This is a genomic window from Streptomyces sp. AN091965 (assembly GCF_022698285.1).
Lineage (GTDB): Bacteria > Actinomycetota > Actinomycetes > Streptomycetales > Streptomycetaceae > Streptomyces.
On sequence record NZ_JALDMY010000001.1, the window covers coordinates 8,762,585 to 8,776,953 of the forward strand.

Genomic DNA, 14,369 nt, shown 5'->3' on the forward strand with positions numbered 1-14,369 from the left:
AGCTACTGATGGCTACGTCCTCCGAAAGAGTTGTCGAAGCGCTGCGCGCTTCTCTGCGGGAAAACGACCGCCTCAAGCTACAGAACCAGCGTCTGGTCGAGGCCTCGAAAGAGCCCATCGCCATCGTCGGTATGAGCTGTCGCTTCCCCGGGGGCGTGCGCACCCCCGAGCAACTCTGGCAACTCGTCGCGGATGGCGTCGATGCCATCTCCGAGTTCCCGACCGATCGCGGTTGGCAGAACGAGACGCTGTACCACCCCGACCCGGACAACCCGGGGACGAGCTACACCCGTGAGGGCGGCTTCCTCTACGACGCCGACGAGTTCGACCCGCAGTTCTTCGGGATGTCTCCGCGCGAGGCGCTGGCGACCGATCCGCAGCAGAGGCTGCTGCTGGAAGCCTCGTGGGAGGCGTTCGAGCGGACCGGCATCGACCCCGTGTCCCTGCGCAGCAGGCCGGTGGGGGTCTTCGTCGGCACGAGTGGCCTGGACTACGCGACCCATCTCTATGAGGTGGGAGGCGAACTCGAGGGCTATCTGACGGGCAGTGCGGCCAGCGTGGTGTCCGGGCGCATCTCCTACACCTTCGGTCTTGAGGGGCCCGCGGTGACGGTGGACACGGCGTGTTCGTCGTCGCTCGTCGCACTGCATCTCGCGGTGCAGGCGCTGCGTCAGGGCGAGTGTGACCTGGCCCTTGCCGGTGGTGTGTCGGTCATGTCGTCGCCCGGTTCGTTCATCGAGTTCAGCCGTCAGCGTGGGCTGGCGGTCGATGGCCGGTGCAAGCCGTTCGCGGACGCCGCGGATGGCACGGGGTGGTCCGAGGGTGTGGGACTGCTGCTGGTGGAGCGGCTGTCGGACGCGCGGAAGAACGGCCACCCGGTGCTGGCGATCGTGCGTGGTTCGGCGGTCAACCAGGACGGCGCAAGCAATGGTCTTACGGCGCCCAACGGTCCTTCCCAGCAGCGGGTGATCCGCCAGGCACTGGCCAGTGCGGGACTGTCGGCCACCGAGGTGGACGCGGTCGAGGCGCACGGCACGGGTACGACGCTGGGTGACCCGATCGAGGCGCAGGCGCTGCTGGCCACCTACGGCCAGGGGAGGTCCGAGGAGCAGCCGCTGTGGCTGGGTGCCATCAAGTCGAACATCGGGCACACGCAGGCCGCCGCCGGTGTCGCGGGAATCATCAAGATGGTGATGGCCATGCGGCACGGCGTCCTGCCGAAGATCCTGCATGTGGACGAGCCGTCGCGACAGGTGGACTGGTCGGCGGGCGAGGTGCGGCTCCTGACGGAGGCGACCGAGTGGCCCGAGACCGGGCAGCCGCGCCGGGCGGGCATCTCCTCGTTCGGGCTGAGCGGGACCAACGCCCACACCATCATCGAGCAGGCGCCGGAGGCCGACCTCGATGAACAACAGGAGGCGACCGCCTCCCAGGCCGACGCGGCGAAGCAGCCCGCCGCCCTGCCGTGGCTGCTGTCCGGTAGGAGCGCGGAGGGGCTCAGCGCCCAGGCGAGCCAGCTCCATGCCCACATGAGTGCGCATCCGGAGTTGTCTCCGGCCGATATGGCCTTTTCCCTGGCCACGACTCGTTCGGTTTTCGAGCACCGCGCGGCTGTGGTCGCCGAGGATCGTGAGGGTCTCCTCCGCGATCTGGAGGCTCTGGCCAACGGCGAGAACGCGGCTCAGGTCGTCCAGGGTGTGGCACGGATCGAGGACACCCTCGCGTTCCTGTTCACCGGTCAGGGTGCGCAACGCCTGGGCATGGGGCGGGAGTTGTACGACGCCTTCCCGGTGTTCGCCCAGGCTCTGGACGAGGTGTGCGCGCACCTGGACGTCGGCTTGGACCGTCCGCTGAAGGACGTGATGTTCGCGGCGGAAGGCAGCACGGACGCCGAGCTGCTGGACCGGACGGCATTCACGCAGCCTGCGCTGTTCGCCGTCGAGGTGGCGTTGTTCCGGCTGCTTGAGCACTGGGGTGTCACCCCGGACGTGCTCATCGGCCACTCGGTGGGTGAGATCGCCGCGGCCCATGTGGCGGGGGTGTTCTCGTTGGAGGACGCGTGCACGCTGATCGCTGCGCGTGGCCGGTTGATGCAGGCGCTGCCGGAGGGCGGCGCGATGGTGGCGGTGCAGGCGTCGGAGGAGGAGGTCTCCGGGTCGCTCGCCGGTCGTGAGGCCGAGGTGAGCATCGCGGCGGTCAACGGTCCGACGGCCGTGGTCATCGCCGGTGACGAGGCCGTCGTACTGGAGATCGCCGGGCAGTGGGAGCAGGAGGGCCGTAAGACCCGTCGGCTGCGGGTCAGCCATGCCTTCCACTCGCCGCGCATGGACGCGATGCTGGACGACTTCCGCCGTGTCGTGGAAGCCCTGTCGTTCGCCTCGCCCTCCATCGATCTCGTCTCCAACGTCACCGGCAAGGTGGCGGACGCGGAGGTGTGTTCGCCGGAGTACTGGGTGCGCCATGTCCGGGAGGCGGTGCGGTTCGCGGACGGCGTGCGGACGCTCGACGCGCAGGGCGTGACCACCTTCCTTGAGGTGGGCCCCGACGGTGTGCTCTCGGCGATGGCGCAGGACTGCCTGGCGGAACGGGCCGAGTCCGGCTCGGCGCCCGTGGTCGTGCCGGTGCTGCGCAAGGACCGCTCGGAGGCCGTCGCCCTGACCACGGCGCTGGCCCGGCTGCATGTTCATGGCTCCGTCGTCGACTGGCGGCCGGCGTTCCACGGTCTCGAAGTTCGCAGGGTCGACCTGCCGACATACCCGTTCCAGCGTCAGCGCTACTGGATCGAGAAGTCCGCCGACGGACCCGGTGTCGATGTCGGCATCCGGGACGAGGTGGACGCGTGGTTCTGGCAGGCCGTGGAGCGCGAGGATCTCGCTTCGCTGGCCAAGACGCTCGACTTCGATGACGAGGCGACGCTGGGCGCGGTTCTGCCCGCGCTTTCGGCGTACCGGCGCAGCAGTCGTGACCAGTCGACCATTGACAGTTGGCGCTACCGCGTGGCGTGGAAGCCCGTCTCGGACGTGGCCGGTGGGTCGTTGTCGGGGACGTGGTTGGTGGTGGTTCCGGCGTCCGGTGCCGGGGACGAGTGGGTGGCGGAGGCCGTCGCCGGGCTTCGGCGCCATGGTGCCGATGTGGTGTCCCTGGTGGTGGGTGAGGGGGACCTCGATGCCGGGGTGCTGAGCGGGCGGCTGCGTGAAGCCCTCACGGCTGCACCGGAGTGGGGCGGCGTGTTGTCGCTGCTCGCTCTGGATGAGGGGTCGTGCCCGGGACACCCGGAGCTGTCTGCTGGTTTTGCTTCGACGTTGACGTTGGTGCAGGCGTTGGTCGAGGTGGACGCCGAGAGCTTGCTGTGGTGTGTGTCCCGAGGTGCGGTGTCGGTGGGCCGTTCCGAGCGGCTCAGCCGTCCGGCGCAGGCCATGCTGTGGGGGCTGGGCCGGGTGGCCGCGCTGGAGCATGCCCGGACCTGGGGTGGTCTGGTCGATCTGCCCGAGGTGCTGGATGAGCGTGCGGTCGCGCGGCTGGTGGGTGTGCTGTCCGGCGGGGCCGGTGAGGCTGCCGAGGACCAGGTCGCGGTGCGTGGCTCCGGTGTGTTCGCACGCCGTCTGACCCGGTCGGCCGCGCCCGTCGCCGACGCGACGACATGGCGGGTGCGTGGCACGGTACTGGTGACCGGTGGTACGGGTGCGCTGGGTGGCCGGGTGGCCCGCTGGGTTGTCGGACAGGGTGCCGAGCATGTGGTGTTGACCAGTCGTCGGGGTCTTGAGGCGCCCGGCGCGCCGGAGCTGTGTGCGGAACTCGAAGCGCTGGGCGCCCGGGTGACGGTGGTGGCGTGTGATGTGGCCGATCGTGAGCAGTTGGCGGCGGTGCTGGAGGCGGTTCCGGAGGAACTTCCGCTGAGGGCTGTCTTCCACGCGGCGGGTGTGGAGCAGGCGGCGGAGCTTGCGGGGATGGGGCTGGCGGATGCGGCGTCGGTGATCTCGGGCAAGGCGACGGGTGCCGGGCATCTGGACGCGTTGCTGGGTGATCGTGAGCTGGACGCGTTCGTGGTGTTCTCTTCGATCGCGGGTGTGTGGGGCAGTGGTGGTCAGGCTGCTTATGGTGCGGCCAACGCTTATCTGGATGCGTTGGTGGAGGACCGTCGGGGTCGGGGTCTTGCTGGTACGGCTGTGGCCTGGGGGCCGTGGGCGGAAGGCGGTATGGCCACTTCGGAGGGGATGGAAGGGGAGCTTGTCCGTCGTGGCCTGGCGGTCATTCCTCCGACGCTGGCCCTCGCCGCGTTGCAGGGGGCGATCGCGGGTGATGAGGGTGTGGTGACGGTCGCCGATGTGGACTGGGAGCGGTTCGCCCCCTTGTTCACTCTGGAGCGGCCGAGCCCGTTCCTCGCTGACCTGCCCGAGGTTCGGAGGGCACTCGACACCGCGAGCGCGTCCGGCCAGGCAGGCGACACTTCGACGGGTATGCGGGAGCGTCTGGCAGGGCTGACCGAGGCCGAGATCGACCGGACTCTGCTCGACCTGGTGCGTGCTCATGCTGCTTCGGTGCTTGGTTTCGCGGGTGCGGAGGTGGTTGAGCCGGGGCGGGCGTTCAAGGAGCTGGGTTTTGATTCGCTTACGGCGGTGGAGTTCCGTAACCGGTTGAACGCGGAGACGGGGTTGGTGTTGCCGGCCACGTTGGTGTTCGACTATCCGAGTTCTGTGGTGCTGGCCGGTCATCTGCGTGCCGAGGTGCTGGGTACGCGGGAGGCGGTGGCTGTGGCGTCGGCGGTGGCTCCGGTCGATGACGACCCGATCGCGATCGTCGGGATGAGCTGCCGCTTCCCGGGCGGCGTCGGAAGCCCCGAGGACCTGTGGCGGCTCGTGGCCGCTGGTGGTGACGCCATCTCCGACTTCCCGTCCAACCGTGGATGGGACGTGGATGGGATGTATGACCCGGATCCCGAGCGCCTGGGCACGTTCTACGCCCGCGAAGGTGGATTCCTGCACAACGGGGGCGAGTTCGACGCGGGCTTCTTCGGGATCTCGCCGCGTGAGGCGCTCGCCATGGATCCGCAGCAGCGGCTGCTGCTTGAGACGTCCTGGGAGACGTTCGAGCGGGCCGGTATCGCTCCCACCTCCGTACGCGGCAACCAGATCGGCGTGTTCGTCGGAGCCGCGACCTCGGGCTACGGAGTCGGGCACGACAGTGCGGCCGGGGAGCTCGAAGGACAGATCCTGACCGGCAACGCGACCTCGGTCGTGTCCGGTCGTATCTCGTACACGCTGGGTCTTGAGGGGCCCGCGGTGACGGTGGACACGGCGTGTTCGTCGTCGCTGGTGGCGTTGCATCTGGCCGCGCAGGCGCTGCGTCAGGGCGAGTGCGACATGGCTCTGGCCGGTGGTGTGACGGTGATGGCCACGCCGGGTGCGTTCGTGGAGTTCAGCCGTCAGCGTGGGCTGGCCCCCGACGGCCGGTGCAAGCCGTTCGCGGACGCCGCGGACGGTACGGGCTGGTCCGAGGGTGTGGGCATGCTGCTCGTGGAGCGGCTGTCCGACGCCCGGCGCAACGGCCACCAGGTGCTGGCGATCGTACGGGGCTCGGCGGTCAACCAGGACGGTGCCTCCAATGGCCTTACGGCGCCCAACGGGCCGTCCCAGCAGCGGGTGATCCGGCAGGCGCTCGCCAGCGCCGGACTGTCCGCCGCCGAGGTGGACGCGGTCGAGGCGCACGGTACGGGTACGACGCTGGGTGACCCGATCGAGGCGCAGGCGCTGCTGGCCACGTACGGGCAGGACCGGCCGGAGGACCTGCCGCTGTGGCTGGGCTCGCTGAAGTCGAACCTCGGTCACACGCAGGCCGCCGCCGGTGTGGGCGGAATCATCAAGATGGTGATGGCGATGCGGCACGGCGTACTGCCGCGGACGCTGCATGTGGATGAGCCGTCGCGGGAGGTGGACTGGTCGGCGGGTGAGGTGCGGCTGCTGACGGAGGCCATCACGTGGCCGGAGACAGGCCGTGCGCGCAGGGCGGGTATCTCCTCGTTCGGTGTGAGCGGGACGAACGCCCACACGATCATCGAGCAGGCCCCGGCGGCGGATGACGAGACGGAGATCGTCCCGGCCGCCCCGGCCGAGGATCACGGCATCGTGCCCTGGACGCTTTCCGCCCGGAGCGCGGAGGCTCTGCGCGCACAGGCCGAGCGGCTGCGGTCGTATCTGGTCGAGCGTGCCGAGCTGAGCGCGCTGGATGTGGGCCACTCGCTGGTGACGACCCGCGCGGTGCATGAACACCGCGCGGTGGTCACGGGTGCCGACCGCGCGGAGTTGTTGCGCGGCGTCGAGGCTGTCGCGACCGGCGAAGTGGCTCCCGGAACGGTCCAGGGCATGGTGAACGCGTCGGGTGTGACGGCGTTCTTGTTCTCGGGTCAGGGCGCGCAGCGCCTGGGTATGGGCCGGGAGTTGTACGAGGCGTTCCCGGTGTTCGCCCAGGCTTTGGACGAGGTGTGCGCCCATCTGGATGTGCTCCTTGACCGTCCGCTGAAGGACGTGATGTTCGCGGCGGAAGGCAGCGCGGACGCCGAGCTGCTGGACCGGACGGCGTTCACGCAGCCCGCGCTGTTCGCCGTCGAGGTGGCGCTGTTCCGGCTGCTTGAGCACTGGGGTGTCAGGCCGGATGTGCTCATCGGTCACTCCATCGGTGAGATCGCTGCCGCGCATGTGGCGGGGGTGTTCTCGCTTCAGGACGCGTGCACGTTGGTGGCTGCGCGTGGCCGGTTGATGCAGGCGCTGCCGGAGGGCGGCGCGATGGTGGCTGTCCAGGCGTCGGAGGAGGAGGTCTCCGGATCGCTGGCCGGTCGTGAGGCCGAGGTGAGTGTCGCTGCGGTCAACGGTCCGACGGCCGTGGTGATCGCGGGTGATGAGGCGCCGGTGCTGGAGATCGCCGGTCAGTGGTCGGAGCAGGGGCGCAAGACGAGCCGCCTGCGGGTCAGCCACGCCTTCCACTCGCCGCGCATGGACGCCATGCTGGACGACTTCCGCAAGGTCGTGGAGGGGCTGTCGTTCGCCCCACCGACCACCACTCTGGTCTCCAACGTGACGGGTGGTCCGGCCGGTGCCGACGAGGTGTGCTCGGCGGAGTACTGGGTGCGCCATGTCCGGGAGGCCGTCCGCTTCCTGGACGGGATACGGGCGCTGGAGAAGCTGGGCGTGACCCGGTTCGTAGAGGTCGGCCCGGACGGTGTGCTGTCCGCGATGGCGCGGGACTGCCTGACGCGGGACGAGGCAGCGGCCTCGGCCGTGGCACCCGTTCTGCGCAAGGACCGCCCGGAGGTTCAGGCGCTGACGACGGCGCTGGCCGAACTCCACGTGCACGGTGCCGAGGTGGGCTGGGAGCAGGTCTTCGCCGGGCGCGGTGCGCGGACGGTCGAGCTGCCGACGTACGCCTTCCAGCGTGAGCGGTACTGGCTGGAGGACCGCGCGGAGGCGTCGAGCGGCTCCGCCGCCGTGGATGGTGTGGACGCGCGGTTCTGGGACGCGGTGGAGCGCGAGGATCTGGAGACACTGGCGGAGGCGCTGGACGTCGACGGGAGCGGTTCGCTGGGCGAGTTGCTGCCCGCACTGTCCTCCTACCGCCGTCAGCAGCGCGACCGGGCCACGGTCGACAGCTGGCGTTATCGAGTCTCCTGGAAGCCGGTCCAGGAGGCAGCGGGGTCGCTGTCGGGCACCTGGCTGCTGGCGGTACCCGCCGGGCTCGCGGACAGCGAGCTCACCGTCACGATCGCGCAGGGGCTGGAGAAGCACGGCGCTCGCGTCGTACCGGTGTCGGTCGACGGCGACATGGACCGCGATGGGCTCGCCGAGATGCTGCTCGGTGCGCTCGGCGATGAGTCCGACGCGAGCGTGTTGTCGTTGCTCGCGCTGGACGAGGAGCGGTGTGCCGCGGAGCCGGTGGTCGCTGCCGGACTCGCGCTGACTCTGCGGCTGGTGCAGGCCGCGGCCGCGTTGGACGTGGGCCTTCGGCTGTGGTGTGCCTCGCGGGGCGCGGTGTCGGTGGGTCGTTCCGACCGGCTCGCGAGCACCGCGCAGGCGCAGGTGTGGGGTCTCGGCCGGGTGGCGGCGTTGGAGCATCCGCAGAGTTGGGGCGGGCTCGTCGATCTGCCCGAGACGCTGGACGAGCGCGCCGTGTCGCGGCTGGCCGGAGTGCTGTCCGCGGACGGCGGCGAGGACGAGACGGCGATCCGGGGCTCCGGTGTGTTCGGCCGGCGGCTCGTGCGTACGGCGTCGACGGGCGGCGAGGCATGGCGGCCGAGCGGCTCGGTGCTGATCACCGGCGGTACGGGAGCGCTGGGCGCGCATGTGGCGCGCTGGGCGGTGCGTGAGGGTGCCGAACACGTGGTGCTGACCAGCCGTCGTGGGCTCGCGGCGGAGGGAGCCTCCGAGCTGAGGGCGGAGCTGGAAGGACTCGGCGCCGCCGTGTCGGTGGTGGCCTGTGACGCCTCCGATCGGGATGCGCTGGTCGAGGTGCTGGCAGGGATTCCCGAGCGCTTCCCGCTGCGTGGCGTGGTGCACGCGGCCGGTGTGTTGGATGACGGCGTCCTGGACGGCCTGACCGTCGATCAGCTCGCCGGGGTACTGCGGGCGAAGGCGGAGGGCGCGCGGCTGCTGAATGAGCTGACGGCCGACCTGGAACTGGACGCGTTTGTGCTGTTCTCGTCGTTCGCCGGTGTGGTGGGCGGCGCCGGACAGGGTGCCTACGCGGCGGCGAACGCGTATCTGGACGCGCTGGCCGTGGAGCGCCGTGGTGCCGGGCTTGCCGGTACGGCGGTGGCCTGGGGACCGTGGGCCGAATCCGGTATGGCCGCGAGCGGTCGCGCCGGGGAGCGGGTACGCGGTGGCGCGGTGTCCGCGATGGCCCCTGCGCTGGCGGTGGACGCGCTGAGCTGGGCCGTCGGCCAAGAGGAGGCGTCGCTCGTCGTCGCGGACGTCGACTGGGAGCGCCTGGCCCCGTCACTGGCCGCCGCGCGTGGCGGCACTCTCGTCAGCGGCATCCCCGAGGCGCACAAGCACCTGGCCACGGACGACGGCGGCACCGGTACGGAGGCGGCCACCTTCGCCGGGAAGCTCGCCGGACTGTCGGCGGCCGAACGCAACGAGGCCGTGCTGGAGCTGGTCCGCGGCCAAGCGGCCTCGGTGCTCGGCCACACCTCCGCGGACTCGATCGAGCCCGGCCGCGCCTTCCGCGACCTCGGGTTCGACTCCCTCACGGCGGTCGAGCTGCGCAACCGGCTGGATCTCGCGACCGGCCTGCGCCTCCCGGCGACGCTCGTCTTCGACTACCCGACCGCCGCCGAACTGGCCGACTACCTGGACGCCGAGGCGTTCGGCACGGCCCGGCCGGCCCTCGACAGCGCCCAGCCGAACGCGGTGGCCGTGGACCACGACCCCATCGCGATCGTGGCGATGAGCTGCCACTTCCCCGGAGACGTCCACACACCGGAGGACCTGTGGCGGCTGGTGGCCGAAGGCTCCGACGCCATCTCCGCATTCCCCGCCGACCGCGGTTGGGACCTCGACGGGCTGTACGACCCCGACCCCGAGCGGCTCGGCACGTCCTACGCCCGCGAGGGCGGCTTCCTTTACGGCGCCCCGCAATTCGACGCCAGGTTCTTCGGGATCTCCCCGCGTGAGGCGCTGGCCATGGACCCGCAGCAGCGGCTGCTCCTTGAGACCTCGTGGGAGGCGTTCGAGCGTGCCGGTATCGCTCCCGAGTCGCTGAGGGGCGCCCGGGCGGGTGTGTTCGTCGGGACGAACGGCCAGGACTACGCCGGATTGTGGGTGGACTCCCAGGGCGACCTCGAAGGCCACTTGGGCACGGGCAGCGCGGCCAGCGTGGTGTCCGGGCGCATCTCCTACACCTTCGGTCTCGAAGGGCCCGCGGTGACGGTCGACACGGCGTGTTCGTCGTCGCTGGTGGCGCTCCACATGGCCGTGCAGGCGCTGCGGCAGGGCGAATGTGACCTGGCCCTTGCCGGTGGTGTGTCGGTCATGTCGACACCCGGCGCCTTTGTGGAGTTCAGCCGCCAGCGTGGCCTGGCCCCCGACGGCCGCTGCAAGCCGTTCGCCGACGCCGCGGACGGCACGGGCTGGTCCGAGGGTGTGGGACTGCTGCTGGTGGAGCGGCTGTCGGACGCGCGGAAGAACGGCCACCCGGTCCTGGCGGTGGTCCGGGGCAGCGCGATCAACCAGGACGGTGCCAGCAATGGTCTTACGGCGCCCAACGGTCCGTCCCAGCAGCGGGTGATCCGTCAGGCGCTGGCCAGTGCGGGACTGTCGGCCACCGAGGTGGACGCGGTCGAGGCGCACGGTACGGGTACGACGCTGGGTGACCCGATCGAGGCGCAGGCGCTGCTGGCCACCTACGGCCAGGGGAGGTCCGAGGAGCAGCCGCTGTGGCTGGGTGCCATCAAGTCGAACATCGGGCACACACAGGCCGCCGCCGGTGTCGCGGGAATCATCAAAATGGTGATGGCGATGCGCGAGGGCGTGTTGCCGAAGATCCTTCACCTGGACGAGCCGTCGCGGGAGGTGGACTGGTCGGCGGGTGAGGTGCGTCCGCTGACCGAGGCCACCGCATGGCCGGAAACCGGCCGTCCGCGCCGGGCGGGCATCTCCTCGTTCGGGCTGAGCGGGACCAACGCCCACACCATCATCGAGCAGGCGCCGGAGGCCGGGCAGCCCGCGGCTTCGGACGCCGTGGCTCCCGCTTCCGCTCCGGTTTCCGCTTCCGCGACCGTCGGGTCGTCGGCAGTGGTGCCGTGGCTGGTCTCGGCCAAGAGCCAGGAGGCGTTGCGGGCGCAGGCCGGGCGGCTCGCCGCGCATGTGGCGGCCCGGGGCGACCTCGGTGTGCTGGATGTGGGGTATTCGCTGGCGGCCAGGTCGGTGTTCGAGCACCGTGCCGTGCTGGTCGGCGAGGACCGGGAAGCCCTTCTACGTGGTCTTGAGGCCGTGGCCGGGAGCGGAATCGCTTCCGGTGTGGTCCAGGGGCAGGCGGTGTCGGGCGGTAAGACGGCGTTCCTGTTCACCGGTCAGGGTGCGCAACGCCTGGGTATGGGCCGGGAGTTGTACGAGGCGTTCCCGGTGTTCGCCCGTGCGCTGGACGAGGTGTGCGCGCATCTGGATGTGCTGCTTGAGCGTCCGCTGAAGGACGTGATGTTCGCGGCGGAAGGCAGCGCGGACGCCGAGCTGCTGGACCGGACGGCGTTCACGCAGCCCGCGTTGTTCGCCGTCGAGGTGGCGTTGTTCCGGCTGCTTGAGCACTGGGGTGTCACCCCGGATGTGCTCATCGGCCACTCGGTGGGTGAGATCGCCGCGGCCCATGTGGCGGGGGTGTTCTCGTTGGAGGACGCGTGCACGCTGATCGCTGCGCGTGGCCGGTTGATGCAGGCGCTGCCTGAAGGCGGCGCGATGGTGGCCGTCCAGGCGTCGGAGGAGGAGATCGCGGCTTCGCTGGCCGGTCGTGAGGCCGAGGTGAGCATCGCGGCGGTCAACGGACCGACGGCCGTGGTGATCGCCGGGCACACGCAAGCGGTCCAGCAGGTGGCGGACACCTGGACGGCGAAGGGGAGGAAGACTAGGTGTTTGCGGGTCTCACATGCGTTTCACTCTTACCTCATGGACAGTATGTTGGACGAGTTCGGCCGAGTGGTCCGTGAGGTCTCTCTTGAACCGCCGACCATGGCGCTGGTGTCCAATGTCACTGGTGGGCTGGTCTCGGAGGGGGAGATGTGTTCTCCGGATTACTGGGTCCGGCATGTGCGTGAGGCGGTTCGGTTCGCGGATGGGGTTCGTTCGCTTAAGGCGTTGGGCGTGACAAGGTTCTTGGAAGTTGGTCCGGACGGTGTGCTCACCGCCATGACACAGGATTGCCTCGCGGAAAACGCCGAGGACACCTCGGCGACGGTTCTGGTCCCGGTGCTGCGTAAAGAGCGACCCGAAGCAGGGGCTCTGATGACGGCGCTTGCCGAACTGCATGCACACGGTGCCACGGTGGGCTGGGAATCGATATTCGCCGGACATGGTGCCGGCCAGGTGGAGCTGCCCACGTACGCGTTTCAGCGTGAACGGTTCTGGCCTGAGGTATCCGCGTCCGGCGGCGGCCGGAATTCCGGTTCGACGGCCGCAGACTCGGTGGACGCGCGATTCTGGGAAGCGGTCGAGCGCGAGGATCTCGAAGCGCTCGCCCAGGCGCTCGACGTCGATGGCAACGCACCGCTGAGTACGGTCATGCCCGCGCTGTCCGCATATCACCGGAGCAGCCGCCAGCAATCCACGATCGATGGTTGGCGTTATCGGGTGTCGTGGAAGCCGGTTGGGGATGTGGCCGGTGGGTCGTTGTCGGGAATGTGGCTGGTGGTGGTTCCGGGGTCGTGTGCCGGGGACGAGCTGGTGGCGGGGGTTGTTTCGGGGCTTGAGCGCCATGGTGCCGATGTGGTGTCCCTGGTGGTGGGTGAGGGGGACCTCGATGCCGGGGTGCTGAGCGGGCGGTTGCGTGAAGTCCTCGCTGCTGCGCCGGAGGTGGGTGGCGTGGTGTCGCTGCTCGCTCTGGATGAGGGGTCGTGCCCGGGACATCCGGAGCTGTCTGCTGGTTTCGCTTCGACGTTGACGTTGGTACAGGCGTTGGCCGAGGTGGACGCCGAGGGCCTGTTGTGGTGTGTGTCGCGGGGTGCCGTCTCGGTGGGGCGTTCGGATCGGCTCGCGAGCACCGCGCAGTCGCAGGTGTGGGGTTTGGGCCGAGTGGTGGGGCTGGAGCACTCGGCGCTGTGGGGTGGTCTGGTCGATCTGCCCGAGGTGCTGGATGAGCGTGCGGTCGCGCGGCTGGTGGGCGTGCTGTCCGGCGGGGCCGGTGAGGCTGCCGAGGACCAGGTCGCGGTGCGTGGCTCCGGTGTGTTCGCACGCCGTCTGACCCGGTCGGCCGCGCCCGTCGCCGACGCGACGACATGGCGGGTGCGTGGCACGGTACTGGTGACCGGTGGTACGGGTGCGCTGGGTGGCCGGGTGGCCCGCTGGGTTGTCGGACAGGGTGCCGAGCATGTGGTGTTGACCAGCCGCCGGGGCCTGGAGGCGCCGGGCGCTGAGGCGTTGCGCGATGAGCTGGTGGCGTTGGGTGCCGGGGTGACGGTGGCAGCGTGCGATGTGACTGACCGGGAGGCGCTGGCCGGTGTGCTGGAGGCGGTTCCGGAGGAACTTCCGCTGAGGGCTGTCTTCCACGCGGCGGGTGTGGAGCAGGCGGCGGAGCTTGCGGGGATGGGGCTGGCGGATGCGGCGTCGGTGATCTCGGGCAAGGCGACGGGTGCCGGGCATCTGGACGCGTTGCTGGGTGATCGTGAGCTGGACGCGTTCGTGGTGTTCTCTTCGATCGCGGGTGTGTGGGGCAGTGGTGGTCAGGCTGCTTATGGTGCGGCCAACGCCTATCTGGATGCGTTGGTGGAGGACCGTCGGGGTCGGGGTCTTGCTGGTACGGCTGTGGCCTGGGGGCCGTGGGCGGAAGGCGGTATGGCGGCCGGTGACGGTGGCGATCAGTTGGCCCGTCGTGGTCTGCCCGCGATGGCGCCGGGTCTGGCTCTTGCGGCGTTGCAGGGGGCGATCGCTGGTGACGAGGGTGTGGTGACGGTCGCCGATGTGGACTGGGAGCGGTTCGCGCCCGCGTTCACGATCGGGCGGCCCAGTCCGCTCCTCGGTGAACTGCCCGAGGTCGTATCGGCCCTGGAGCAGGCCCGTGCCGCAGAGGAGAGCGGTGCCGAGGGCGGATCGCGCCTGAGGGAAAGGCTCCTCGCGCTGGCGCCGGGCGAGCGGCAGCGCGCTGTGCTCGACCTGGTGCGCGGTCACGCGGCGGCGGTTCTCGGGTTCTCCGGCATGGAAGGCGTGGAACCCGACCGAGCCTTCAAGGAATTGGGATTCGACTCGCTCACGGCGGTAGAATTCCGAAACCGGCTGAACTCGGAAACCGGGCTGCGGCTGCCAACCACACTGGTCTTCGACTACCCCAACGCAAAGGCTCTGGCAGAGCATGTAGGAGCGGGCGTCCTGCCCGACGAAGGGGTATCTGCCACTCCGCTGATCGCGGATCTGGAAAAACTCGAGGCATCACTTTCCACGGCTGAGCCGGACAATGCCGAGCGAATGGCCATCGCGGCCCGACTCCAAGTACTCCTCGCCAGACTGAATGGCGACGAGGGCGGAGCGAAGGACGCTGAGAGCATTACGCAACGGCTTGACGGGGCGTCCGACGACGATCTCTTCGATTTCATCGAGAACGAGCTCAGCTAAAACGTGAGCGCCGAGGTGCAGTTCTCTGGCCTCCTTTCATTCTTCAGACTTCTTTGACTCGTGACAGGC

Annotated in this window: 1 protein-coding gene; it reads left to right on the forward strand. The window is 69.8% G+C overall.

The features are described 5' to 3' along the window. Positions 1-8 precede the first annotated feature (8 nt). Positions 9-14,300 carry a type I polyketide synthase gene (locus tag MQV74_RS36260; RefSeq protein WP_242727541.1) on the forward strand — a complete coding sequence of 4,764 codons (14,292 nt, stop codon included), beginning with the start codon at positions 9-11 and terminating at the stop codon, positions 14,298-14,300. Positions 14,301-14,369 lie beyond the last annotated feature (69 nt).